Origin of the sequence: Micromonospora siamensis, from assembly GCF_900090305.1 — a bacterium.
Lineage (GTDB): Bacteria > Actinomycetota > Actinomycetes > Mycobacteriales > Micromonosporaceae > Micromonospora > Micromonospora siamensis.
In genome coordinates this window covers 5,239,768-5,264,669 of sequence record NZ_LT607751.1, presented here as the reverse complement: position 1 = coordinate 5,264,669, position 24,902 = coordinate 5,239,768, and the positions used below count along the sequence as shown (strand labels likewise).

General features: G+C 74.0%; 22 protein-coding genes. 10 read left to right on the top strand and 12 right to left on the bottom strand.

What is annotated here, in order from left to right; translation table 11 throughout:
• The first annotated feature begins 36 nt into the window (after positions 1–36).
• The 3 genes from GA0074704_RS23895 to GA0074704_RS23885 all read left to right on the top strand — a co-directional run bounded on the left by GA0074704_RS23895 (position 37) and on the right by GA0074704_RS23885 (position 5,275).
• A complete protein-coding gene (locus GA0074704_RS23895) occupies positions 37–1,794 on the top strand; it encodes a glycoside hydrolase family 3 protein (RefSeq protein WP_088972564.1) in 1,758 nt (585 codons plus the stop codon).
• A 55-nt stretch (positions 1,795–1,849) separates the two neighbouring features.
• Positions 1,850–4,132: a hypothetical protein gene (locus GA0074704_RS23890; protein WP_088972563.1), complete on the top strand. Its 2,283-nt coding sequence runs from the start codon at positions 1,850–1,852 to the stop codon at positions 4,130–4,132.
• Positions 4,133–4,222: 90 nt separating this feature from the next.
• Positions 4,223–5,275, top strand: coding sequence for a glycosyltransferase family 2 protein (locus tag GA0074704_RS23885; protein ID WP_269458908.1), 1,053 nt, complete (start codon positions 4,223–4,225; stop codon positions 5,273–5,275).
• A 106-nt stretch (positions 5,276–5,381) separates the two neighbouring features.
• Here GA0074704_RS23885 and GA0074704_RS23880 read toward each other — a convergent pair whose 3' ends face one another.
• The 7 genes from GA0074704_RS23880 to GA0074704_RS23850 all read right to left on the bottom strand — a co-directional run bounded on the left by GA0074704_RS23880 (position 5,382) and on the right by GA0074704_RS23850 (position 12,865).
• Complete coding sequence (locus tag GA0074704_RS23880) at positions 5,382–6,092, bottom strand: class I SAM-dependent methyltransferase (protein WP_088972562.1); 711 nt, start codon at positions 6,090–6,092, stop codon at positions 5,382–5,384.
• A gap of 129 nt (positions 6,093–6,221) precedes the next feature.
• Entirely contained in the window at positions 6,222–7,646 is a 1,425-nt protein-coding gene (locus tag GA0074704_RS23875; protein WP_088972561.1) for an acyl-CoA carboxylase subunit beta, read from the bottom strand.
• A 22-nt stretch (positions 7,647–7,668) separates the two neighbouring features.
• Positions 7,669–8,895, bottom strand: a complete 1,227-nt coding sequence (fabF, locus tag GA0074704_RS23870; protein WP_088972560.1) for a beta-ketoacyl-ACP synthase II — start codon at positions 8,893–8,895, stop codon at positions 7,669–7,671.
• A 2-nt stretch (positions 8,896–8,897) separates the two neighbouring features.
• Positions 8,898–9,137: an acyl carrier protein gene (locus GA0074704_RS23865; protein ID WP_088972559.1), complete on the bottom strand. Its 240-nt coding sequence runs from the start codon at positions 9,135–9,137 to the stop codon at positions 8,898–8,900.
• An 89-nt stretch (positions 9,138–9,226) separates the two neighbouring features.
• Complete coding sequence (locus GA0074704_RS23860) at positions 9,227–10,171, bottom strand: beta-ketoacyl-ACP synthase III (protein WP_088972558.1); 945 nt, start codon at positions 10,169–10,171, stop codon at positions 9,227–9,229.
• Positions 10,172–10,279: 108 nt separating this feature from the next.
• Positions 10,280–11,449, bottom strand: coding sequence for an acyltransferase domain-containing protein (locus tag GA0074704_RS23855; RefSeq protein WP_088972557.1), 1,170 nt, complete (start codon positions 11,447–11,449; stop codon positions 10,280–10,282).
• Positions 11,450–11,584: 135 nt separating this feature from the next.
• Positions 11,585–12,865, bottom strand: a complete 1,281-nt coding sequence (locus tag GA0074704_RS23850) for a PucR family transcriptional regulator (RefSeq protein WP_377470537.1) — start codon at positions 12,863–12,865, stop codon at positions 11,585–11,587.
• Positions 12,866–12,873: 8 nt separating this feature from the next.
• On the opposite strand from GA0074704_RS23850, the gene GA0074704_RS23845 reads away from it, so the two are divergent.
• From GA0074704_RS23845 to GA0074704_RS23835, 3 genes are all read left to right on the top strand, one after another.
• The gene (locus GA0074704_RS23845) at positions 12,874–13,392 is read left to right on the top strand and encodes an orotate phosphoribosyltransferase (RefSeq protein ID WP_088972555.1); all 519 of its coding nucleotides are present in this window, start codon (positions 12,874–12,876) and stop codon (positions 13,390–13,392) included.
• Positions 13,393–13,530: 138 nt separating this feature from the next.
• The gene (locus GA0074704_RS23840) at positions 13,531–13,851 is read left to right on the top strand and encodes a hypothetical protein (protein ID WP_088972554.1); all 321 of its coding nucleotides are present in this window, start codon (positions 13,531–13,533) and stop codon (positions 13,849–13,851) included.
• 36 nt (positions 13,852–13,887) lie between these two features.
• On the top strand, positions 13,888–14,814 hold the full coding sequence (locus GA0074704_RS23835; RefSeq protein WP_088972553.1) for an NADP-dependent oxidoreductase: 927 nt from the start codon (positions 13,888–13,890) through the stop codon (positions 14,812–14,814).
• Between the two features lie 36 nt (positions 14,815–14,850).
• Here GA0074704_RS23835 and GA0074704_RS23830 read toward each other — a convergent pair whose 3' ends face one another.
• On the bottom strand, positions 14,851–15,516 hold the full coding sequence (locus GA0074704_RS23830) for a hypothetical protein (protein WP_088972552.1): 666 nt from the start codon (positions 15,514–15,516) through the stop codon (positions 14,851–14,853).
• Positions 15,517–15,791: 275 nt separating this feature from the next.
• Between GA0074704_RS23830 and GA0074704_RS23825 the strand changes: the two genes are divergently transcribed.
• Positions 15,792–16,379 (top strand): copper resistance CopC family protein, encoded by a 588-nt coding sequence (locus GA0074704_RS23825; protein WP_231926666.1) that lies wholly within the window; start codon positions 15,792–15,794, stop codon positions 16,377–16,379.
• A gap of 45 nt (positions 16,380–16,424) precedes the next feature.
• On the opposite strand, the gene gltX is transcribed toward GA0074704_RS23825, so the two are convergent.
• From gltX to GA0074704_RS23810, 3 genes are read right to left on the bottom strand one after another with little or no spacing between them, the layout of a single operon-like run.
• The gene (gene gltX, locus GA0074704_RS23820; RefSeq protein ID WP_172880976.1) at positions 16,425–17,822 is read right to left on the bottom strand and encodes a glutamate--tRNA ligase; all 1,398 of its coding nucleotides are present in this window, start codon (positions 17,820–17,822) and stop codon (positions 16,425–16,427) included.
• A 60-nt stretch (positions 17,823–17,882) separates the two neighbouring features.
• On the bottom strand, positions 17,883–19,160 hold the full coding sequence (locus tag GA0074704_RS23815; RefSeq protein ID WP_088972549.1) for an MFS transporter: 1,278 nt from the start codon (positions 19,158–19,160) through the stop codon (positions 17,883–17,885).
• Positions 19,157–20,482, bottom strand: a complete 1,326-nt coding sequence (locus GA0074704_RS23810; protein WP_231926664.1) for a GH1 family beta-glucosidase — start codon at positions 20,480–20,482, stop codon at positions 19,157–19,159. Before GA0074704_RS23810 ends, GA0074704_RS23815 begins: the two co-directional genes overlap by 4 nt.
• 189 nt (positions 20,483–20,671) lie before the next feature.
• Between GA0074704_RS23810 and GA0074704_RS23805 the strand changes: the two genes are divergently transcribed.
• A complete protein-coding gene (locus GA0074704_RS23805) occupies positions 20,672–21,118 on the top strand; it encodes an SRPBCC family protein (RefSeq protein ID WP_088972548.1) in 447 nt (148 codons plus the stop codon).
• Between the two features lie 141 nt (positions 21,119–21,259).
• On the opposite strand, the gene aceE is transcribed toward GA0074704_RS23805, so the two are convergent.
• The gene (gene aceE / locus GA0074704_RS23800) at positions 21,260–24,004 is read right to left on the bottom strand and encodes a pyruvate dehydrogenase (acetyl-transferring), homodimeric type (protein WP_088972547.1); all 2,745 of its coding nucleotides are present in this window, start codon (positions 24,002–24,004) and stop codon (positions 21,260–21,262) included.
• A 179-nt stretch (positions 24,005–24,183) separates the two neighbouring features.
• On the opposite strand from aceE, the gene GA0074704_RS23795 reads away from it, so the two are divergent.
• The gene (locus GA0074704_RS23795; protein WP_088972546.1) at positions 24,184–24,456 is read left to right on the top strand and encodes a hypothetical protein; all 273 of its coding nucleotides are present in this window, start codon (positions 24,184–24,186) and stop codon (positions 24,454–24,456) included.
• 23 nt (positions 24,457–24,479) lie between these two features.
• Positions 24,480–24,884: a YjbQ family protein gene (locus GA0074704_RS23790; RefSeq protein ID WP_172880750.1), complete on the top strand. Its 405-nt coding sequence runs from the start codon at positions 24,480–24,482 to the stop codon at positions 24,882–24,884.
• The last annotated feature ends 18 nt before the right edge of the window (positions 24,885–24,902 follow it).

The window sequence follows — 24,902 nt, the reverse complement described above, 5'->3', positions numbered from 1 at the left end:
TGGCCGAGTTGCCCCGATACGCGGAAGGCTGGTGGGATGAGCCGCGTGTCGACCACCCCGCGACGCGTCGGCGTCGCGCTCGCCGTACTGACCACCCTGCTCGCCTCCGGCTGCACCGGCGCCGAGCGCCCCCGATCAGCCACCCCGACCGCCACGCCCTCGACCGTGGCGCCCTCGACCGCGGCGCCGGCCAGCTCCACGCCCATCCCGGCCTCGCCCGGTGACCCGGCTGCCCGGGCGACCGCGCTGGTCGGCCGGCTCGCCGACGAGGACCTGGTCGGCCAGGTGCTGATGCCCTACGCGTACGGCAGCTCGGCCACCGAGGTCTCGGCCGGCTCGGCCGCCGGCAACCGGGCGATGGCCGGGGTGGACACCCCCGCCGAGATGGTGGCGAAGTACCGCCTGGGCGGGGTGATCCTGGTCGGCTTCAGCGCCGACGACCCGACCTCCGGCAACCAGGAGACCACCAACGTCGACAACCCCCGGCAGGTCCGGGCGCTCACCACCGGGCTGCGCGCGGCGGCGGGCAAGCTCCCGGCCGGCGCCGCACCCTTCCTGGTCGGCACCGACCAGGAGTACGGCGTGGTCACCCGGATCACCGACGGCGTCACCGCCCTGCCCAGCCCGCTCGCCGCCGGGGCGGCCGGCCGGCCGGAGCTGACCGAGGCGGCCTGGCGGGCCGCCGGCGCCGAACTGGCCGCGATGGGGATCAACCTCGACTTCGCGCCGGTCGCGGACGTGCTGGCCACCCGCAGCACGGTGATCGGCTCCCGTTCCTTCGGCGCCGACCCGCAGCGCTCCGCCGCCCAGGTCGCCGGCGCGGTCCGCGGCCTCCAGTCCGCCGGCGTGGCGGCCAGCGTCAAGCACTTCCCCGGGCACGGGCTCAGCCCCACCGACTCGCACAAGGACGTCCCGGTCATCCCACAGTCCCGCGCCGAGCTGGACCGCATCGCCTTCCCGCCGTTCCGGGCGGGCGTCGACGCCGGAGCGATGGCGGTCATGTCCGCCCACCTCGACGTCAAGGCTGTCGACCCGGGCACCCCGGCGACCTTCTCCCACAAGCTGCTCACCGACGTGCTCCGCGGCCAGCTCGGGTTCAAGGGCGTGGTGATCACCGACGGGATGAACATGCCGCCGGCCAAGCGCTGGTCGCCGGGCGAGGCCGCGGTCCGCGCCCTGAAGGCCGGCAACGACCTGATCCTGATGACCCCGAACCTCACCCAGGCGTACGACGGGCTGCTCGCCGCGCTGCGCGACGGCTCGCTGCCCCGGGCCCGCCTGGTGGAGGCGGCCACCCGGGTGCTGACCATGAAGTTCCGGCTGGCCGACAAGCCCGCCGCCCCGGCGCTGGACACGCTGGCGTCGCCGGCGCACCAGCAGGCCGCGCAGGTGCTGGCCGCCGCCGCGGTCACCCAGCTGCGCGGGGCCTGCGGGGCGAAGATCCCCGGACCGGTCACCGTCACCTCCTCGGGCGGTCGGGACCACACCCGCGCCCTGCTCACCCGGGCGCTGACCGCCGCCGGGGTGAAGGTGGTGCCCAGCGGGGGCACGGTCGTGCACCTGGTCGGGTACGGCGACGGCGCCGGTGACCTGCGCGCCGACGCGAAGGTGACGGTGGCGATGGACACCCCGTACGTGCTGGCCGGGGCGACGTCCCCGACGCTGCTGGCCACCTACTCGTCCAGCCGGGCGTCGATGGACGGGCTCGCCGCCGTGCTGGCCGGGAAGGCCCGTCCCACCGGCCGCTCCCCGGTGCCGGTGAGCGGCCTGCCCGCCACCACCTGCGCCGGCTGACCGACGTCGGTCGGCGCCCCTCGACCCGCCGGCCCGGCTGGTAGCGTCCGGCCCCGTGACGACGCTCGCCACCGGGGACGACGTGGCACCGGCCACCACCGCACGCCGTGCCGCCGTGCTCCGCTTCGGCCCGGCGCTGGCCTGCTACGCCGTCGTCGCCGCGATCCTGCTCGCCGCCGGCACCCCCGCCGTCGACCTGCTCCGGTACACGCTCTACGCGGCGCTGGCCGTGGTGCTGCCGGGGACGCTGGTCTACCGGTCGCTGCGGTCCGGGCCGCACACCCTGGTCGAGGACCTGGCGATGGGCGCCGCGGTGGGGCTGGTGCTGGAGCTGGGGGCGTGGGCGGGGTTCCTGGCCCTCGGCGCGGGGAGCTGGCTGTGGTGCTGGCCGCTGGCCGTGCTGGTGCCGTACGCGGCGGTGCCCCGGCTGCGCCGGCACTGGCGGGTCAGCTACCCGACCCGGGTGCCGGCCGGCTGGGCCTGGGCGCTGGCCGCGGTGATCGCCGGCTTCACCTGCTATCTCAGCGAGTCGTTCCTCCGGCTCAACCCGGTCCTGCCGACCTCCGAGGACCAGGCGCAGTACATCGACCTGGCCTTCCAGCTGTCGATCGCCGGGGCGGCGACGCACCAGGTCCCGTTGGACGTGCCGCAGGTCGCCGGGGAGCCGCTGCACTACCACTGGTTCGGGTTCGCCCAGATGGCGGCGTCGAGCCTGGTCAGCGGGGTGGACCTGCCGACGGTCTTCTTCCGGCTGGTGGTGCCGGCGTGGTGCGCCCTGGCCGCCGTGCTGGTGGCGGTGGTGGGCTGGCGGATCACCGGCCGGCCGGTGGCCGGGGTGGTGGCGGCCGGGTTGATGTTCACCGTCGGGGAGTTCGGCTTCGAGAACGGGGTACGGCAGCTGTTCGGCACCCAGGCGACGTTCATCGTCTGGGGCAGCCCGTCGATGACGTACAGCTGGGTGCTGCTGCTGCCGTTGATCGCCGCCGTCGCCGCGGTCCTCGGCCGGCCGGGGGCCGGCGGCGTGCCGGCGCTCGGCCGCGGCGCCTGGGTGCTGGTGGTGGTCTTCCTCGCCGCCTCGACCGGGGCCAAGGCCAGCTCGCTGCCGGTGCTGCTGGCCGCGCTGGTGTTCACCGCCGCCGTGCTCCTGGTGTTCCGGCGGCGGCTGCCCCGGGCGCTGCTGCCGGTCGCGGCCGCCACCCTGGCCGCGCAACTCTTCGCCACCGCGGTGCTGTTCGCCTTCGAGAGCCACGGGGTGACCGTCGACCCGTTCTCCGGGCTGCGCCCCTACGTCGGCGCCGCGCCGGGCCGGTCGCTGCTGGCCACCGTGGTGATCTGGGCGGCGGTGCTGGTTGCCTTCCTGCTCAGCCTCCAGCTCCGGCTGGCCGGTGTGGTGGCGCTGCTGCGGCGGCGCCGTTACCGGCTGGAACCGGTCCCGCTGCTCCTGCTCGGCGGTGCGCTGGCCGGCCCGGCCATCTACCTGCTGGTCGGCCACCCGGGCAGCAGCAACCAGTACTTCACCCGGAGCGGGTTCGCCTTCGGGGTGCTGCTGTCCGCCTGGGGCTACGCGGAACTGCTCGACCGGGCCGCGCTGTCCCGCCGGGGCGCGGTGCTGCTCGGGCTGGGCGCCGCCGGGTTCGCCGCCGTGCTCACCGCCGTCCAGCTCCGCCACCCGGCCACCGCGACCGGGCGGCCCGCGTACGAGCCGGTGCTGCCGCTGCTCTGGTGGGCCGGTGCGCTGCTGGTGGCCGTCCTGCTGGTGGCGCTCTGCTGGCCCGCGCTGACCGGCCGGTGGCCGGGGCTGGCCGGCCGGGGCGAGCTGCTGCTGATCACCGCCGTGCTGGTGGCCGGCGCGCCGGGCCTGGTGACCGACGCCGCCGCCGGCCGGCGCTACCCCAACGGTGGGGCGTACGCGGTGGTGCCGATGCCCGCCTCCCGGGTCGAGGCGGCCCGCTGGGTCCGTGCGCACAGCGACCCGGCCGACGTGGTCGCCACCAACGTGCACTGCCGACAGGTGGTGGACGGTTGGTGCGACGCCCGGTCGTTCTGGCTCAGCGCCTACGCCGAGCGCTCCGTGCTGGTCGAGGGGTGGGCGTTCGCCCCCCGGATGGTGGGCCTGCCCGGCGGCCCCTACGCGCCGTTCTGGGACGCCGAGCGGCTGCGCGCCAACGACGCGGCGTTCACCGCGCCCACCGCCGCGGGCCTGGCCGACCTGCGCGACCGCTGGCGGGTGCGGTGGCTGGTCGTCGACCGGACGGTCGCGGTCGAGTCGCCGGAGCTGGCCCGCCTGGCCGACCTGCGGTTCCACACCGACCGGACGGCCGTCTACCGGCTGCGCTGAGCCGCCCCGGTCGCCCCGCGCCGGGTACGCGGCACAGTTTCGGCTGGTAGCGTCCGGCGCATTCGCCCGATCCAGGTGACGGAGGTCGAGGTGGCGCCCACGCGTCCGGAACCGGTCCTCTCGGTCGTCGTGCCGATGTTCAACGAGGAGGCCGTGCTGCCGCTGTTCGCGCGGCGGCTGCGGGTCGTCCTCGACGGGCTCGGCGAGGCGTACGAGGTGGTGGCGGTCGACGACGGCAGCACCGACGGCACGCCGGCCGGGCTTGCCGCCCTGCGGGTGGGCTGGCCGGGGCTGCGGGTGGTCCGGTTGCGCCGCAACAGCGGCCACCAGGCGGCCCTGGTCGCCGGGGTGCTCCGCGCCCACGGCCGGTACGTGGTCAGCATCGACGCCGACCTCCAGGACCCACCCGAGACGATCGGGGAGATGCTGCGCCGGGCCCGTGCCGACGACCTCGACATCGTCTACGGCGTACGCGACGACCGCAGCACCGACAGCCCGTTCAAGCGGTGGACCGCCGGCGCGTACTACCGGCTGATGCGGCGCCTGGTCGGCAAGCAGGTGCCCGCGCAGGCGGGCGACTTCCGGCTGCTCAGCCGGGCCGCCGTGGAGGCGCTGCGGGAGCTGCCCGAACGCAGCCCGGTGCTGCGGCTGGTGGTGCCGTGGCTCGGCTTCCCCAGCGGCGCGGTCACCTACCGCCGCCAGGAGCGGCCCGCCGGCCGGACCAAGTACCCGCTCACCCGGATGGTGGGGCTGGCCGCGGAGAGCGTGACCAGCTTCTCCGCCGCGCCGCTGCGCTTCGCCACCTGGCTGGGCCTGGCCGGGGTGGTGGTCTGCGGGCTGCTGGTGGTGCTGGCGGTGGCCGCCTGGCTGGCCGGGGCGACCGTCACCGGCTGGCCGTCCCTGTACGTCGCGATCCTCTTCCTCGGCGCGGTGCAGCTGCTCTGCCTCGGCCTGCTCGGCGAGTACGTCGCCCGGATCTACACGGCGGTGCAGGGCCGCCCGGCGTACTTCGTCGCCACCGACACCGCCGACGAGCGGCACCGGCCGGCCGAACCGGCGCCGGTCGAGGTGGTGGAGGACACCGACGACCCGGCGCCCGTCGCGGGTGACGCCGCGACGGTGCTCACCGACGCCCGCCGGTGACCGTGGGCCGTCACCCGGCTTCCCAGGCGTCGAGGAAGCGGTCGACGGTGAACTTGGCGTGACGGCGGTCGGAGGGTAGCCGACCCGGGGTGAGCGCGGTGTCCCGTCAGGACGGGCGGTGGGCGCGGAGCATCAGCGACACCCCGGGCAGCGACCGCACCGGCAGGTACCGCTCCGCGGTGATGATGGTCCGCAGCCCCAGGTTCACCATCGGGTGCAGGTCGTCCAGGTCGCTGCCGGTGGAGTTGCGGCGCCGCCAGGCGGCCACCGGCCGCAGCACCACGTTCCAGCTCCACAGCTCGTCGACCACCAGGCCGGCCTTCTCCACCACCGCCCGCAACGACTCCCGGTCGTAGCGGCGGACGTGCCCCACCGCCTCGTCGTGCGCCGACCAGAGCCGCATGTCGCACGGCACGGCGATCAGGGCCGTGCCGCCGGGCCGCAGGGTGCGCCGGAACTCGGCGGCGGCCAGGTGGTCCTCCTCGACGTGTTCGAGGATGTCGAAGGCGACCACCAGGCCCAGCGAGGCCGACGGGACCGGCAGGTGCCGGGCGTCCGCCCGGATCACGTCCAGGCCGCGTTCCCGGGCCACCCCGGCGCCCTCCGCGGTGTATTCCAGCGCCAGCGGCCGCCAGCCGTGCGCCCGCAGCACCCGGGTGTTGCCGCCGCCGGCCGCCCCGACGTCCAGCGCCCGCTCCGGGTGTGCCCCGGCCGCCGCCAGCCGCCGCAACGCCCGGGCCAGCAGGGCCCGGCGCTCGCGGTACCACCAGTGGGTGTCCTCGAGCGCGGCGAGCTTGCGGATCTCGGTGGCTTCCACGGGACTCCTCGGACGGCGGGCGGCGGGCCCCACCATAGCTGCCGCACAGCCGGCCCACAGCTGGCCCGCCCGGCGAACGCGTCGGGGCCCGCACCCGATGGATGCGGACCCCGACGCGTGGAACCGGTGCTACAGCGGGATGTTGCCGTGCGCGCCCCGGGCGGCCGGCGCCGCCGCCAGCGCCTCGGCGATCCGCCGCCGGGTCTCCTCGGGCTTGATCACGTCGTCCACCACGCCGATCTCCAGCGCCCGGTTCACCCCACCGGCGACCCGGGTCTGCTCCTCGATCAGCTTGGCGCGCAGCGCCTCGCGCTCCTCGGCCGGCGCCGCGGCGAGCTTCTTGCGGTGCAGGATGTTGACCGCCGCGCTGGCGCCCATCACCGCGACCTCCGCGGTCGGCCAGGCGAAGACCGCGGTGGCGCCGAGCGAGCGGGAGTTCATCGCGATGTACGCCCCGCCGTACGCCTTGCGGGTCACCAGGGTCACCCGCGGCACCACCGCCTCGGCGAAGGCGTGCAGCAGCTTCGCCCCGCGCCGGACCACGCCGTCCCACTCCTGGCCCAGGCCGGGCAGGTAGCCGGGGACGTCCACCAGCACGATCAGCGGCACCCCGAGCGAGTCGCACATCCGCACGAAGCGGGCCGCCTTCTCGGCGCTGGACGCGTCGAGGCAGCCGCCGAGCCGCAGCGGGTTGTTCGCGATGACACCGACCGTCCGGCCGGCGAACCGGCCCAGCGTGGTCACCACGTTCGGCGCCCACTTGGCGTGCAGCTCCACCCCGGGGGCGTCGAGCAGCGCCTTGACCACCGGCTTCACGTCGTACGCCCGGTTGGTCTCGGCCGGCATCTTCGCGGCCAGGTCGTGGCCCTCGACCGCGCCGGCCGGCACGTCGTCGGGGGAGAGTCGACCCTGGTGCCCCAGGAGGGCGGCGAGCTTGCGCGACTCGGCCATCGCGGTCTCGTCGTCGGCGCAGGTCACGTGGACCACGCCGGAGCGCCGGCCGTGCGGCTCGGGACCGCCGAGGCGCTCCATGTCGACCTGCTCGCCGGTGACGCTGCGGACCACCTCGGGGCCGGTGACGAAGATCCGGCCGGCGCCGCTCATCACGACGATGTCGGTCAGCGCCGGGCCGTACGCCGCGCCACCGGCGGCCGGGCCGAGCACCACGGAGATCTGCGGCACCCGGCCGGAGGCCCGGACCATCGCGGCGAAGACCTGGCCGACGGCGTCGAGCGCGACCACGCCCTCGGCCAGCCGGGCCCCGCCGGAGTGCCAGAGCCCGAGCACCGGCACCCGCTCACGTACCGCGGTGTCGATCGCGTCGACGACGTGCCGGCACCCGTCGGTGCCCATCGCGCCACCCATCTTCGTGGCGTCGGTGGCGTACGCGATCGCGGGCGTACCCTCGATCTCGCCCCGCGCCCAGAGCACCCCGGAGGTGTCCCGGGGCGACATCAGGCGCAGCGAGCCGGCGTCGAACAGGCCGCGGAGCCGGACCTCGGGATCGCGGTAGTCCACGGTTGACGAGTCCGCGCTGACGGCGGTCGTGGTCACATGAGCCTCCAAGGCTGTGGTCTCAGGCCCGCGTGAAGACGAGAGCCACGTTGTGCCCGCCGAAACCGAAAGCGTTGTTCAGCGCGGCGGGGATCTCCATGTGGCGCGCCTTGTGGGCGGCCACCTCCAGGGTGAGGCCCTCGTCCGGGTCGTCGAGGTTGATGGTCGGCGGTACGACACCATCGCGGATTGCCAGGATGGTGGCGATCGACTCCAGCGCGCCCGCCGCGCCGAGCAGGTGCCCGGTCATCGACTTGGTCGCGGAGAGCACCATGTGATCGCCCAGCGCCTGACGCAGCGCCCCGATCTCCAGCATGTCGCCGACCGGGGTGGACGTGGCGTGCGCATTGACGTGCACGATGTCCATCTTGGCGACATCCGCGTCCGCGATCGCCTTCGTGATTGCGCGGATCGCGCCCTCACCCTCGGCGTGCGGCTGGACGATGTCGTACGCGTCGGAGGTGATGCCGGCGCCGGCCAGCCGGGCGTACACCCGGGCGCCGCGGGCGGCGGCGTGTTCGGCGCTCTCCAGCACCACCACGCCCGAACCCTCGCCGAGCACGAACCCGTCCCGGCCCTTGTCCCACGGTCGGGAGGCCTTCTCCGGCTCGTCGTTGCGGGTCGACATGGCCCGCATCGAGGCGAAACCGGCGATCGGCAGCGGGTGGATGACCGCCTCGGTGCCGCCGGCCACCACCACGTCGGCGCGGCCGGCGCGGATGATGTCCAGGCCCAGCGCGATGGCCTCCGCGCCGGTGGCGCAGGCGCTGGCCACCGAGTGCACGCCGGCCTTCGCGCCCACCTCCAGCCCGACCCAGGCGGCCGGACCGTTCGGCATCAGCATCGGCACCGTGTGCGGGGAGACCCGCCGCGGGCCGGAGGCCTCCAGGATGTCGTCCTGGGCGAGCAGCGTGGTGGCGCCGCCGATGCCGGAGCCGACGCTGACCGCCAGCCGCTCCGGGTCGAGCCCGGAGTCGGCCAGGCCGGCGTCCGCCCAGGCCTGCTGCGCGGCGATGAGCGCGATCGCCTCCGAGCGGTCCAGCCGGCGCAGCCGGACCCGGTCCAGCACCTCGGACGGGTCCACGGCGAGCTGGGCGGCGATCCGGACGGGCAGCTGCCCGGCCCACTCCTGGGTGAGCGGACCCACCCCGGAGCGGCCGGTGAGCATGGCGTCCCAGGTCGACGCGACGTCCCCGCCCAGCGGGGTGGTCGCGCCGAGCCCGGTGACGACGACGTCGGTGCGAGCCATGATCAGGACTGCGCCGCGATGTAGCTGACGGCGTCGCCGACGGTCTTGAGGTTCTGCACCTCGTTGTCCGGGATCTTCACCCCGAACTTCTCCTCGGCGGCCACCACGACCTCCACCATGGAGAGCGAGTCGACGTCCAGGTCGTCGGTGAAGGACTTGCCCTCGGCCACGTCGTCCGGGTTCACCCCGGCAACCTCTTCGAGGATCTCGGCGAGGCCGGCGGTGATCTCGTCACGGGTCATTGGTGTTGCTTCCTCTCCATCGGGTTTCACTCGGACGGCGGACCGGCCGCCGTCCGTCTCCCCTCGGCGCGCGGGCGCCGGGGTGGGATTCAGGGGCAGCGGACGACCTGACCGGCGTAGGTCAGGCCGCCGCCGAAGCCGAAGAGCAGCACCGGGGCGCCGGCCGGCACCTCGCGCCGCTCGACGAGCTTGGACAGGGCCAGCGGCACGCTCGCCGCCGACGTGTTGCCGGACTCGACGATGTCCTTGGCGATCACCGCGTTCGGGATGTTGAGCCGCTTGACGATCCCGTCGATGATCCGGGCGTTGGCCTGGTGCGGGACGAACGCGGCCAGCTCCGACGGGGCGACCCCGGCCTTCTCGCAGGCCTGCAGCGCCAGCGGCGCCAGCGCGGTGGTGGCCCAGCGGAAGACCGCCTGCCCCTCCTGCGCGATGTACGGCCGCCAGCCCTCGATGCGTACCGCGTCGCTCTTCTCCGGCACCGAGCCCCACACCACCGGGCCGACCCCGGCCGGCTCGCCGTCGGCGGTCGCGGTGACCACCGCGGCCCCCGCCCCGTCGCCGAAGATGATGCAGGTCGACCGGTCGGTCCAGTCGGTGAAGTCGGAGAGCTTCTCGGCGCCCACCACGATCGCGTTGCGGGCGGCGCCGGCGCGGATCGCGTGGTCCACGGTGCCCAGCGCGTACGCGAAGCCGGAGCAGGCGGTGTTGACGTCGTACGCGGCCGGCGCGGTGATGCCGAGCTTGGCGGCGACCCGGCAGGCGACGTTCGGGCTGCGGTCGACCGAGGTGCAGGTGGCGACGACCACCAGGTCGATGTCGGCGGCGGTCAGCCCGGAGTTGGCCAGCGCCTTGCCGGCCGCGGCGGCGGCCATGTCGGCCACCGTCTCGTCGCCGGCGATCCGCCGGGTGACGATGCCGACCCGGTCGCGGATCCACTCGTCGTTGGTGTCGACGAGCTGGGCGAGGTCGTCGTTGGTCACCACCCGGGACGGCTGGTAGTGCCCGAGCGCGACGATCCGGCTGCCGGTCATCGGAGGCCTCCGTTCGTTCGCGACTGCGGGACTCGCAGACCCGGCTCGTTCCTCGCGCTCACCGATACGTTCCCTTCATGGTCGCGACCGCGGTGCGCGCGGGCCCGCTCACGCGTGGCCGCCGATGCGGGCCAGCGGCTGGCCCGGCGCCACCGGGTCGTCGTGGTGGGCGAGCCACTCGGTGAGCAGCCCGCTGTCGTGTGCGGTGACCTCGACCGGGCCCTGTCGGGTGGCGACGTGGCCGATCACCTGGCCGGTCCGCAGGTCGGCGCCCTCGGCGAGCCCCTCGGCGGGGGCGAAGGTGCCGGCTGCGGGGGAGACGACCACCCGGAACTGGATCACCGGCTCGTGGCCGCGCAGTCCGCTGTGCCGGGCGATGAGGTCACGCGCGGCGGGCAGGTCGTCGGGGGTGTTCAGGGTGACGATCTCGGGCGCCCCGGTGGCCTTGAGCTCGCGCTTGACCAGGCCGGCGAGGGTGCCGGCCGGCGGCAGCTCGATCACCCCGGTGACACCGAGGTCGGCCAGGTTGCGCATGCACAGGTCCCAGCGGACCGGCGCGGTGACCTGGCGGACCAGCCGCTGCACCATCTCGCGGCCGTGGCTGACCGCCGAGCCGTCGAGGTTGGACAGCAGGATCCGGACCGGGTCGGCGGGGGTGATACCGGCGGCGACCCGGGCCAGCGCGGTCTCGGCCGGGGCCATGTACGGGGTGTGGAAGGCGCCGGCCACCTGGAGCCGGATCACCCGGGTCCGGGCCGGCGGCTCGGCGGCGAACTTGTCCAGCGCCTCGAGCGAGCCGGCGGCGACGATCTGGCCGGCGCCGTTGCGGTTGGCCGGGTGCAGTCCGTGGGCCTCGATCGCGGCGAGCACCTCGTCGGGGTCGCCGCCGAGGACCGCGGCCATGCCGGTGGGCTCCAGGGCGCAGGCGGCGGCCATCTCCCGGCCGCGGACGCCGGCCAGGGTGATCGCCGCCTCCGGCGTGAGCACCCCGGCGACGGCCGCGGCGCCCAGCTCGCCGACGCTGTGGCCGACGGTGACCGCGACGTCGTAGAGCGGGAGCTGGTCGGCGGCGAGCAGCGCCGCGGCGACCAGCAGGGGCTGGGTGCGGGCGGTGTCCTTGATCTCCTCCGCGTCGGCCGCGGTGCCGAGGTGCACCAGGTCGACCCCGGCCAGCGCGGACCACCAGCGCAGCCGGGACTCGGCGCCGGTCAGGTCGAGCCACGGGGTCAGGAAGCCGGGTTTCTGGGAACCCTGGCCGGGTGAGAGTACGGCGAGCACGTCTACGACTCTGACGGATACCCACCGGTCGCGCTGTGCCGGCAGGCACCAAACCGCACTAGAACCTTTGTCGGGTTCCTACAAAGATCAACGGCGATCGTCGCCTGTCTGTGCTGGTTTGCCGACGGCTGGGCGTCATGTCTGGGTCGGGACCACCGGGACCACCGGGTCCAGTCTGCCGACCGTGAGGGCCACCTGGAGGGCGAACGCGTCCCGGGGCGTCAGTGGGGAGAACCCGGTGACCTCGGCGATCCGGCGCAGCCGGTAACGCACCGTGTTCGGGTGGACGTACAACGCCCGGGCCGCGCTCTCCAGCGTGCCGCCGGCGGCGAAGAAGGCGTCCAACGTCTCCAGCAGCTCGCCCCCGGCGCGGACCAGCGGGGCGTACACGTCCCGGCGCAGCCGCCGCCGGGCCTCCGCGTCGCCGGCCAGGGACCGCTCGGGCAGCAGGTCCGCCGCGGCCACCGGCCGGGGCGCGGTCGGCCAGGCCGGGGCGGCCCGGTAACCGGCCAGCGCGGACCGCGCCGAGTCGGTCGCCTCGTCCAGGCTCGGCACCGCCGGCCCGACCACCACCGGCCCCTCGCCGAACGCCGGCAGCAGCTTCTCGGTGGCCGCGCCCGGGTCCGCGGCCCCACCCAGCACGATGACCAGCCGGTCGCCGTGCACGCCACCGATCACCTCCACGCCGATCCGCCGGGCGTGCCGGTAGACGGTGTGCAGCACGGCGGCCACCTCACCGCCCGGGGAGCGGCCCACCGCCACCGCCACCGGCGGCGCGTCCGACCAGCCCAGCGCCGCCGCCCGGCTGGCCAGCACGTCCGGGGAGTCGCCGCGCAGCAGCGCGTCCACCAGCAGGGCCTGGAGGCGGGCGTCCCAGGAGCCGCGGGACTCGGCGGCGCGGGCGTACACCCGGGCGGCGGCGAAGGCGATCTCCCGGGAGAAGCGCAGCACCGCGTCGCGCAGCTGCTGCTCCTCACCCGGCACCGCGAGCAGCGACACCTGCTCCTCGACCACGTCGATGGTGACCTTGATCAGCGCCACGGTCTGCTGGAGGCTGATCGAGCGGGCCAGCGCCTGCGGGGCGGTGGCGAAGACCTCGTCGGAGACCTCCTGGGTGCTGTCCGCCGTGCCGCCGCCCTCGCGCAGCCACTGCACCAGCGACCGGACGCCGGCCTGGGCCACCAGCATGACCCAGGAGCGCTGGTCGGCGGGGAGCTCCCGGAACCAGGGCAGCGTCTCGTCCATCCGGGAGACGCTCGCGGTGGCCAGCGCCCCCGCCGCGCGCTCGATCCGACGCAGCGTGGCCGTCAGCTCACTACCGCCCGGCTCGCTCACCGCTCCAGCCTGACACGTCCCCGGTCCCGACCCCACCCCGGCCGGCCGGTGCTCGACCCACCCGGGCCGGACTGCCAGGATGATCACCCGTGACCGACACCGACCTCGCCCGCCAGATCGCCGCCACCTGCCGCCTCACCGGCCGCTTCACGCTCCGCTCCGGCCGGGTGGCCGACGAGTACTTCGACAAGTACCGGTTCGAGGCCGACCCGGTGCTGCTGGACCGGGTGGCCGCCGGACTGGCCGGGCTGGTGCCGCCCGGCACGGAGGTGCTGGCCGGGCTGGAGATGGGCGGCATCCCGGTGGTCACCGCGCTGGCCCGGCACGTCGGGCTGCCCTGCGCCTTCGTCCGCAAGACCGCCAAGACGTACGGCACCGCCCGGCTCGCCGAGGGCGCCGACGTGGCCGGCCGCCGGGTGCTGGTGGTGGAGGACGTGGTCACCTCCGGCGGCCAGGTGGTGATCTCCACCGGGCAGCTCCGCGAGCTGGGCGCCGAGGTCACCGACGCGCTCTGCGTGATCGACCGCTCCGAGGGCGGCGCCGAGGCGCTGGCCGACGGGGGCGTCCGGTTGCACGCCCTGTTCACCCGCGCCGACCTGACCGCCTGAACCCGTTGATCTCCGCAGGGCGGGGCGGACGGCGATCCGGGTACGCGGCGTAGGGTCCGTCGGTGCCGGCCAGTACGGTGTCAGGGCACGTCGGGGCGACCGCCCGGCGGGTGGAGGCGAAAAGGTGAGGAGGCCGGCATGGCGCACGGGGAGGCCGAACACGGCTGCTCCCAGGGCGAGTCCTGCCGCCCGGGCCACCACGAGCACGCCAACGGGGGCAAGCACCACCGCCGGCCCGCCGGGCCGTCGTTCCCGGCGGAGCCCACCGTCGGCCGGGCCGAGGACGAGCCGTCGGTGCCCCGGCCGCGCGGCGCCGAGCCGCCCGCCGTCGAGCCGGAGCCGGTGGCCGCGGGCTGCCGCAACGAGCTGGCCGGCTGGGCCGGCGCGCACCGGCACGGCCCGGTCCGCCCCCGCCAGCGCGGCAACCGTCGGGAACGGCCGCCGCGCCGCTGGTGCTGACCACACGGTGGCCGTCCGCCCACTAGCGTGGGCAGGGTGAAGGCGATCGCGATCGACGGGTACGGTCCGGCCGAGCAGCTCCTCCCGCGGGAGCTGCCCGATCCACCGGTCGGCCCGGACACCGTGCTGGTGCGGGTGCGCGCCGCCGGGGTCAACCCGGTGGACTGGAAGATCCGCGAGGGGCACCTGGCCGGGGCGATCCCCGGGCACTTCCCGCTGGTGCCCGGCTGGGACCTGGCCGGCGTCGTCGAGGCGGCCGGGCCGGCGGTCGCCGGGTTCGCCGTCGGGGACGAGGTGATCGCGTACGCCCGGCGCGACGACATCCAGCACGGCACGTACGCCGAGCTGGTCCCCGCCCCGGAACGGTCACTGGCCGACAAGCCACTGCAGGCGTCCTGGGCCCAGGCGGCCGGGCTGCCGCTGGCCGGGCTGACCGCGTACCAGGCGTTGCAGTTGGCGCGTACCGGCGCGGGGGACACCGTGCTGGTGCACGGCGCGGCGGGCGGGGTGGGCCACCTCGCGGTGCAGGTCGCCCGGGCGCTCGGCGCCGACAAGGTGATCGGCACGGCGAGCGAGGCCAACCACGACTTCGTCCGCTCCCTGGGCGCCGAGCCGGTGACGTACGGCCCGGGCCTGCTGGACCGGGTCCGGACGGTCGCGCCCGACGGGGTGGACGTGGCGCTGGACCTCTTCGGCGGGGAGGCGCTGGACGTCTCGGCCGAGCTGCTGTCCCGCCCGGCGCGGCTGGTCTCGACCGCCGACCCGGAGCACGTCACCCGCCTGGGCGGCAGCTACGTCTTCTGCAAGCCGTCCACGGCCGACCTGAGCCTGCTCGCCGGGCTGGTCGACGCCGGCCGGTTGACGGTGCACGTGGAGCGGACCTTCCCGCTGGACGACGCCGCGGACGCGCACCGCCTGGTGGAGGCGGGACACGTCCGCGGCAAGGTGGTCCTGGAGGTCTGAGCGGGCCGGCCACGGGCCCGGTGACGGGCGAGCCGGTCAGCGGGTGCGGCGGCGGATCAGCAGCGCGATCCCGGCGATGCCGAAGGTGATCAGCACCACCACCGAGACGTTGAGCAGCAGCAGGCGGCGCAGCTCGCCGAGGGCGTCGTCGATGTCCTGCCCGGGGTCGAGGGCCTCGGGGATGACCCGCTCGCCGCCACCGACGCCGCCGGAGAGGGTGTCGAACTGCCGCTCCAGCGGCACGCCGACGCTGCGCAGCGTCTCGGACATGGTGAGCCGGCCGAGGAACCACCCGGCGTTGACCGCCCGCGCGCCGGGCTGCTTGGCGGGGCGGAAGATCCGCGGCCCGCCCTCGGCGAACGGGTACAGGTCGAAGGTCCGGACCCGCTTCTCGCCGACGAGGACCACCACGGTGAACTTGCGGCCGAGGCCGGACTTGTCCGGCGCCTTGAGCCGGCCGACCCGGTCGATCCAGTCCACCTGGTCGATGATCGCGAGGACCTGCGGGCGCTGGTCGGGGGAGCGCAGCCGCAGCGGCTCGTCCATCCCGTCGCCGGTGATCTCCACGCCGGCCGTCGGGCCGGGCCGGGACACCGGGTGTGCCGGATCGGCCCGCACCGGACCGGCCAGGCCCAAAGAGAGCGCCCCGGCAACGATCCCGCTGACCAGTACCGCCGCCAGTCGCCTCATCCGTCGGACCATCGCCGCCTCCTCGCCCCGTTCGATGGATGGCCTGCTGCCGGTCACGTGTTGGTCTCCTCGACGGCGGCCGCCCGGTCGAAACGACCGGCCCCACCTTAAAGACTTAGCAGAACGCCACGCGGTTGCAGATGTTGGAACAGTATTTGGAACTATCTGCGATCCCGGTCCGACTAATGGATCAGCACGCCGACCGGCGGGCGGATCGTACCGTTGCGGAGGGATTCATGGGGGGCAGGGTCGCACGCGCGGGGCGTGCCTGGCTAGTCGTATTGGGCGTGGCGCTCGGTGTGTTCCTAGTGTCTCCCGCCACGCCGGCTGCCGCTCACAACTCGTTCACCGGCAGTGTTCCGGCGAACGGCGCCCGGGTGGCCGCCGCGCCGGCCCGGATCGAGTTGCGGTTCCTGTCGAAGGTGGACGCGGGCAACACGGAGATCACTGTGACCGGGCCGGACAACGTCCCGGCGGCCGGTGGTCCGCCCGCGTTCTCCGGCAGCCGGGTCACCGTGCCGTTCAAGGCCGGCGCGGCGGGGCTCTACATCGTCGGCTACCGGGTCGGGTCGGCGGACGGCCATCCGGTCACCGGTGAGATCCGGTTCACCCTGACCACGGGTACGCCAGCACAGCCCTCGTCGGCCGCCTCCCCCTCGGCGGTGCCGTCCGCGCCGTCGTCGGGTGCCGTTCCGTCCTCGCCGTCGGCCGCGGGTCCGTCCTCGGTGGCCGGTGCCCCGCCGTCCGCCGGCGACCCGAGCCCGGCCGCCGACACGTCCTCCGACGACGGTGCGACCTGGCCCTGGCTGCTGGCCCCGGTGGTCCTCCTGGCCGTCCTGGCCGCCGTCTTCGTGGGGCTGCGCCGCCGCCGCTGACCCCGGCCGGGCCGGGTCAGGGCAGTCGGACCCGGCGGGGCCGGGTCAGGGCAGTCGGACGCGGGCGGCGCGCAGCCGGCTGAGGGTCCGCTCGCGGCCGAGCACCTCGAGGGACTCGAAGAGCGGCAGGCCGACCGTCCGGCCGGTGACCGCCACCCGGACCGGGGCCTGCGCCTTGCCCAGCTTGAGCCCGCGCTCGGCGCCGACCGCCTCCAGCGTCGACTTCAGCGACTCGGCGTCCCAGGTCGCCAGCGCCTCGAACGCCGCGACGGCGGCGGCCAGCAGGTCGGCCGCGCCCTCCTTCATCGCCTTGGCCCAGGCCGCCTCGTCGATCAGCGGCGCGGCCAGGAAGAGGAAGTCGACGTTCGGCACGATCTCGCTGAGCACCGCGATGCGGGTCTGGGCCAGCGGCGCGACGGCGGCGAACGCCTCGGCGTCGAACTCCTCCGGCTGCCACGGCGGCGGGGCGATGGTGTCGGTGCCGGTCAGCCAGGGCTGGCAGGCGGCGACGAACTCGTCGACCCCCAGGGCGCGGATGTACTCGCCGTTGAAGGCGCGCAGCTTCTTCTCGTCGAAGAAGGCCGGCGAGGGGTTGACCTCGTCGAGCCGGAACTCGTCCTCGATGACCGACCAGGGCACGATCTCCCGGTCGCCGGAGGGCGCCCAGCCGAGCAGCATCAGGTAGTTGCGCATGGCGCCGGCGAGGTAACCCTCGTCCTTGTACGCCTCCAGGGCGACCTTGTCCCGCCGCTTCGAGAGCTTCTGCCGCTTCTCGTTGACCACCACGGGCACGTGGGCCCAGATCGGCGGCTTGACCCCGAGGGCGTCCCAGAGCAACTGCTGCTTCGGGGTGTTGGGCAGGTGCTCCTCGGCCCGGATCACGTGGGTGATCCCCATGGTCATGTCGTCGACCACGTTGGCGAGCAGGAAGACCGGCGACCCGTCGCCGCGGGCGATGACGAAGTCCTCGATCAACTTGTTCTCGAAGGTCGGCTCGCCGCGGACCAGGTCGACGACCACGGTCACGCCCTCGTCGGGCGTACGGAAGCGCAGCGCCCGCCCCTCGCCGGCCTCGAGCCCGCGGTCCCGGCAGAAGCCGTCGTAGCCGGTGTACTGCGAGCCGGTCCGCGCCTGCACGTCCTCGCGGGTGCAGTCGCAGAAGTAGGCCCGACCGGCGTCGTGGAGGCGCTGGGCGGCGGCGCGGTGCTCGCCGGCGTTCTGCGACTGGAAGTACGGGCCCTCGTAGCCGCCCCGCTCGATGCCGATCCAGTCGAGGGCCGAGAGGATGCCCTCGGTCCACTCGGGCTTGTTGCGGGCCGCGTCGGTGTCCTCGATGCGGAGCACGAACACCCCGCCCTGCTGCTTGGCGTAGATCCAGTTCTGCAGGGCCGAGCGGGCCCCGCCGACGTGGAACATACCGGTCGGGGAGGGGGCGAAGCGCACACGTACCGTCACGTGCTCCAGCCTACGGGCGGCGGCCAGCCGTTTCCGCCAGGGGGCCGGTCACGGGACGGAGCGGATCTTCAGGACCAGGACGCTGCCGAGCACGGTGACCGCCGCGGTGGCCGCGTACAACGTCGGGTATCCGCCCAGGTGCACCACGATCGGCGCGGAGAGCGCGGGGCCGAGGACCTGGGGCGCGGAGTTGGCAATGTTGATCACGCCGAGGTCCTTGGCCCGGTCGGTGGCCGCCGGCAGCACCTGGGTGATGAGCGCCGCGTCCACCGCCAGGTAGACGCCGTAGCCGGCGCCGAGCAGCAGCGCGGCGGCGACCGCCATCGGCCAGACCGGCGCGACGGCCAGCAGCAGCGCGGCCACCGCCATGATCGCGCCGGAGGTGATCACGAAGACCTTCCGCCGGCCGGAGCGGTCGGAGAGCCGGCCGGCGACCACGGCGGTGAGCATCATTCCCAGCGTGTAGAGCAGGATCAGCACCAGCAGGCCGCCCTCGGGGTCGGCCACCCGGACCCCGTCGGTGAGGAAGTACAGCAGGTAGAGGGTGCCCAGCGCGTTGCCGAGCTGGACCAGGAACCGGGTGATCCAGGCCCAGGCGAAGTCGGGGTGCCGGCGCGGGTCGATCCACATCGAGGCGGCCACTGCCCGCCAGCGCAGCGCCGGCCGGTGCTCCCGGGGCAGCGGGTCGTCGGCGGTGAGCAGGGCGAACGGCAGCGACAGCAGCAGCATCGCGCCGGCGATCGCCGCGTACCCGGCGGCGTTTCCGGTGACCACGGCGGTGACCAGCACCGCGCCGAGTACCAGGCCGAGCGCCTGCGGGATGCCCACCCAGCCGGAGACCCCGCCACGCTGCACGACCGGCACCCGGTCCGGGATGGCGGCGGTCAGGCTGGCCAGCATGGCGTTGAAGCAGACCTGCGCCGCGACCCAGCCCAGCGCCACCCCGGCGATGCTGTCCTGCCGGGCGAGCAGCACCAGGGCCAGCGCCCCGAGCACCGCGCCGGAGGCGGTCCAGACGTGCCGCCGGCCGAGGTGCCGGCCCGCCAGCCTGATCACCGTACGGTCGGAGAGCGCGCCGGCGAGCGGGTTGGCCAGCACCGCGGCGAGCGCGCCGAGGCCGGTGACGACGGCGAGCATCGCCTCCTTGTCGGCCGGCGCGATCCGTTCGACCTGCTGCGGCAGCAGCACCTGGATCGGGGTGAAGAACGCCATCCAGACGCCCAGGTTGGCTGCGAAGATCAACGCGATCCAGCTCCGCCGGACCGGCACGGTGGGTTCGGCGAGCGCCGCCGGCAGCGACGCCGGCGTCGGGTCCACCGTGGTCATGGCCGGATCAGGTCCCGCAACCAGGCGTACGACGACTTCGGCGTACGCCGCTGCGTCGGGTAGTCGACGTGCACCAGCCCGAAGCGCTTGGTGAACCCCTCGGCCCACTCCCAGTTGTCCAGCAGCGACCAGACGAAGTACCCGGTGACGTCCACCCCGGCGTCGATCGCCTCGCGGACCGCGCGTAGGTGCCCGTCCAGGTACGCGATCCGCTCCGGGTCGTGCACCCGCCCGGTCACGTCGGGCACGTCGTCGTACGCGCAGCCGCTCTCGGTGACCTGGATCGGCGGGAGTCGGTCGCCGTAGCTGTCCCGGAGGCCGACCAACAGTTCGCGCAGCCCGTCGGGGGCCACCGGCCAGTCGAAGGCGGTCCGCGGATAGCCGTCCAGCGGCACGATCTCGAAGGGCAGCGGCGAGCCCTCCTCGGCGGCCCGTACGCCGGTGGGGTTGTAGTAGTTCACCCCGAGCACGTCGATCGGCGCGGCGATCACGTCGAGGTCGCCGTCGCGCACCACGCCGGGGTCGAAGCCCTGCCCCCGCGGGTAGCCGAGCCCGAGCAGCGGGTCGGTGAAGAGTCGGTTGTGCAGCGCGTCGTACGCCGCGCCGGCCACCCGGTCGGCGTCGGTGTCGCCGAGCACCCGCACCGGTGAGTAGTTGTTGGCGATGGCGACCGGGCTGCTGCTGCGGGCGCGCAGCGCGGAGACCGCGAGCCCGTGGCCGAGCAGTTGGTGGTGGGCGACCGGGAAGGCGTCGAAGAGCAGCAGCCGGCCGGGGGCGTGCACGCCCATGCCGTGGCCGAGGCTCATGTGGATGAACGGCTCGTTGAGGGTGATCCAGAGCTTCACCCGGTCGCCGAGGCGGGCGGCGACCAGGTCGGCGTACTCGGCGAAGCGGGCGGCGGTGTCCCGGGCGAGCCAGCCGCCGGCGTCCTCCAGGGCCTGCGGCAGGTCCCAGTGGAAGAGGGTGGCCACGGGGTCGACGTCCCGTTCCAGCAGCGCGTCGACCAGCCGGTCGTAGAAGTCCAGGCCGGAAGGGTTGGCCGCGCCGGTGCCGGTGGGCTGCACCCGGGGCCAGGCGATCGAGAACCGGTACGCCGACACCCCGAGGTCGGCCAGCAGGGCGACGTCCTCGGCGTACCGGTGGTAGTGGTCGCAGGCGACGTCGCCGGTGCTGCCGTCGACGATCCGGCCGGGGGAGTGGGCGAAGGTGTCCCAGATGGACGGCCCCCGTCCGTCCTCCCGCGCCGCCCCCTCGATCTGGTACGCGGAGGTGGAGACGCCCCAGCGGAATCCGGCGGGGAACTCGGGCATCGGCGTGGTCATCCACCCTCCCGGAGAACGCGAACGGTGTTCGGGACTCTAGGGCGCTGGCCGCCGTTTCGCCATAGGCCGGAGGGCATCCGGGGCGCAAGGGTTTTCGGCGTGTCTTTTCCGAACCCGTCCCATTAAGTCCGATTTAGCGCATACAGTGCCGAATATCGCGGATGTGTTTTAAGTGGGGGAAAGACAGAAATGATCCTCGTGGAACGCAGTGCGCACGTGGTGGCGCCGATCGAAGTGGTCTGGGACGTCGTGCAGCGGGCCGAGCAGTTGCCCGCCTGGCTCGCCGGCGTCCGCGCGGCGGAGGTCCTCTCCGGGGAGGGCTTCGGCCGGCGACAACGCGTCCAGGCCGGACGTGGCGCGGCACACGAGGCCGAGGTGATCGCCTACCAGGAGCCGACCCTGATCGGTTGGCGGGAGCGGGCCAAGGGCGCCGGCGCCCGGGCCGAGGCGCGCACCGAGATCTACGTGCAACTCACCCCCGACGAGGAGGAGGGCGGGACGGTCGTCCGGCTCATCGTCGTACGCTGGCCGGCCGGCCCGGTCAAGGCCGCGTTGCTGCGGCTCGGCCTGCGTCGGGTCGGCGCCGACCTGGAGGACTCGCTGGCCCGGCTCACCGACCTGGCCGCCGTCGGCTGAGCGAGGCCCGTCCTGCGGCGTCACCCGCGACGACGGCGGTCCGGCGTCCCCGCCAGGGGCACCGGACCGCCGTTGCTGCGCTCCGGTACGGACACGACGAGGGGCCCGACGCGGATGCGCCGGGCCCCTCGTGCGTACGACCTAGCTGTCGCCGCCGGTCTCGCCGACCGGGGCGGCGTTCACGTCGTCCAGCGCGTACTTCTTGGCGGCCTCGGCCGGCACGTTCGCCGGCACCGCCTTGCGCAGGGCGAGCTGTCGCAGCGTCGCCACCACCACCGACTCGGCATCGACGTGGAAGTGCCGGCGCAGCGCGTGCCGGGTGTCCGACATGCCGAAGCCGTCGGTGCCGAGCGAGGTGTAGTCACCGGGCACCCAGCGGGCGATCAGGTCCGGCACCGCGCGCATCCAGTCGCTGACCGCGACCTTCGGCCCGTCGGCGTCGGCCAGCTTCTGCTGGACGTACGGCACCCGCGGCTCGCTGCCCGGGTTGAGCAGGTTGTGCTCCTCGCACTCGACCGCGTCGCGGCGCAGCTCGGTCCAGGAGGTCACCGACCAGACGTCGGCGGCCACCCCCCAGTCCTGGGCGAGCAGCTGCTGCGCCTTGACGGCCCACTGCATGCCGGTGCCGGAGGCCAGGATGTTGGCCCGCGGCGCGTCGCCCTCCACCGCCGGGGCGGGGGAGTAGCGGTAGATGCCCTTGAGCAGCCCCTCGACGTCCACCCCGTCGGGCTCGGCCGGCTGGTGGATCGGCTCGTTGTAGACGGTGAGGTAGTAGAAGACGTTCTCCTGCTCCTCGCCGTACATCCGGTGCAGGCCGGCCTCCATGATGTGCGCCAGCTCGTAGGCGAACGCCGCGTCGTACGCGACCACCGCCGGATTGGTGGCGGCGAGCAGCAGCGAGTGGCCGTCCTCGTGCTGGAGGCCCTCACCGTTGAGCGTGGTACGACCGGCGGTCGCGCCGAGCACGAAGCCCCGCGCCATCTGGTCGGCCGCCGCCCAGAACCCGTCGCCGGTGCGCTGGAAGCCGAACATCGAGTAGAAGATGTACAGCGGGATCATCGGCTCGCCGTGGGTGGCGTACGACGTGCCGGCGGCGGTGAACGAGGCCACCGAACCGGCCTCGTTGATCCCCTCGTGCAGGATCTGGCCGGTGGTCGACTCCTTGTACGACAGGAACAGTTCCCGGTCGACCGAGGTGTACTTCTGCCCGTGCGGCGAGTAGATCTTCTGGGTCGGGAAGAGCGAGTCCATGCCGAAGGTGCGGGCCTCGTCCGGGATGATCGGCACCCAGCGCTTGCCGAACTCCTTGTCCTTCATCACGTCCTTGAGCAGACGGACGAAGGCCATCGTGGTGGCCACCTTCTGCTTGCCCGAGCCGCGCTTGACGTCGGCGAACCGCTCCTTGCCCGGGATCGCCAGCGTCTTGTGGCGGGTGTTGCGGGAGGGCAGGTAGCCGCCGAGCTGCTGTCGGCGCTCCTTGAGGTAGGCAAGCTCGTCGGACTTCTCGTCGAGCGAGTAGTACGGCGGGAGGTACGGGTTCTCCTCCAGCTGCTTGTCCGAGATGTCCAGGTAGAGCCGGTCGCGGAAGAGCTTGAGGTCCTCCAGCGTCAGCTTCTTCATCTGGTGGGTGGCGTTGCGGGCCTCGAAGTGCGAGCCCAGCGTCCAGCCCTTGATGGTCTTGGCCAGGATGACGGTCGGCTGACCGGTGTGCTCCATCGCCGCCTTGTAGGCCGCGTAGAGCTTGCGGTAGTCGTGGCCACCCCGCTTGAGGTTCCAGATCTCGTCGTCGCTCAGGTGCTCGACCATCTTGCGGGTCCGCTGGTCGCGGCCGAAGAAGTGCTCCCGGACGTACGCCCCGGACTCCGCCTTGTAGGTCTGGTAGTCACCGTCGGGCGTGGTGTTCATCAGGTTGACCAGCGCGCCGTCGGTGTCCGCCGCGAGCAGCGGGTCCCACTCCCGGCCCCAGACCACCTTGATGACGTTCCACCCGGCGCCCCGGAAGAACGCCTCCAGCTCCTGCATGACCTTGCCGTTGCCGCGGACCGGCCCGTCCAGGCGCTGCAGGTTGCAGTTGATCACGAAGGTGAGGTTGTCCAGCTCCTCGCGGGCGGCCACGCCGATCGCGCCGAGCGACTCGACCTCGTCCATCTCGCCGTCACCGAGGAACGCCCAGACGTGCTGCTGGGAGGTGTCCTTGATGCCGCGGTGGTGCAGGTACCGGTTGAACCGGGCCTGGTAGATCGCGTTGAGCGGGCCGAGGCCCATGGAGACGGTGGGGAACTCCCAGAAGTCCGGCATCAGCCGCGGGTGCGGGTACGACGGCAGGCCGCCGCCCGGGTGGGAGAGCTCCTGCCGGAACCCGTCGAGCTGGTCGGCGCTGAGCCGCCCCTCCAGGAACGCCCGCGCGTACATGCCGGGGGAGGCGTGGCCCTGGTAGTAGATGTGGTCCCCGCCGCCGGGGTGGTCCTTGCCCCGGAAGAAGTGGTTGAAGCCCACCTCGTAGAGCGAGGCGGAGCTGGCGAAGGTGGAGATGTGCCCGCCCACGCCGATCTCCGGGCGCTGCGCCCGGTGCACCAGCATCGCGGCGTTCCACCGGATGTACGCCCGCAGTCGCCGCTCGATGTGCTCGTCACCCGGGAACCAGGGCTCCTGCTCCGGGGCGATCGTGTTGATGTAGTCGGTGGTGGTCAGGGACGGCACCCCGACCTGGCGCTCGCGTGCCCGTTCGAGCAGGCGCAGCATCACGTACCGGGCGCGCTTGGTTCCGCGTTCGTCGATGACACCGTCGAGTGACTCGACCCATTCGCTGGTCTCTTCAGGGTCGATGTCCGGAAGCTGGCTCGGCAGACCAGCGGTGATCACCGGGCGCTTGCGTTCCGTAGCCACAGGCGTTCCCTCGGTTGTGTGTGGGATAGGTCTCTAGCGCCATCCTGCCCCCTGGTGGCACCCGTCGTCACCTCTGGCTCCCCGCAACGCGACGCTCAACACAGGTACCCGTCGGTAACTTTGCGCTGCTCCGGGCGGGTTCCCGCGTCCGGGTTGCGCCCGCCCTCTAGGGTCGGGCCATGACCGCGCGCCGTGCCCTGGCCGCCGGCGCCCTGCTGCTCGGCACGACGGCGCTGGTGGTCTCCGTCGTCGGGCTCTTCCGGGGCCACCTCGCCCCGGCGCCGGTCGGGCTGCCCGGGCTGGTGCTGCTCGCGATCGGCCTCAACGGCCTGCTCACCCCGGGACGGCCCAACCTGGCCGGGCCCGGAGGCTGGCCGGAGGGCGGCTGGCCGGACGGCCCCGCCGGGGGCGATCCGTGCGGAGGACCGGCCGGCAGCGGCGGCGGTTCCTGAGCGGTTGCGGCAGAATGCGCCGTATGCGCAGTGAGGTGATCACCGTCCGGACCGGCTCCCGGCCGACCGTCCTGGACATCACGGCCGAGGCCGAGCGGTTCGTCTCCGGGCAGGGCGACGGGCTGCTGCACGTCTTCGTGCCGCACGCCACCGCCGGCCTCGCCATCATCGAGACCGGCGCCGGATCCGACGACGACCTGCTGCGGGCGATCGACGACCTGCTCCCCACCGACGACCGCTGGCGGCACCGGCACGGCTCACCCGGGCACGGACGCGACCACGTGCTGCCCGCCTTCGTCCCGCCGTACGCCACCCTGCCGGTGCTCGACGGCCGGCTCCAGCTCGGCACCTGGCAGTCGGTCTGCCTGGTCGACCCCAACGGCGACAACCCGTCCCGCCAGGTCCGCTTCTCCTTCCTGCCCGGCTGAATCCGGCCCGGCGGCTCC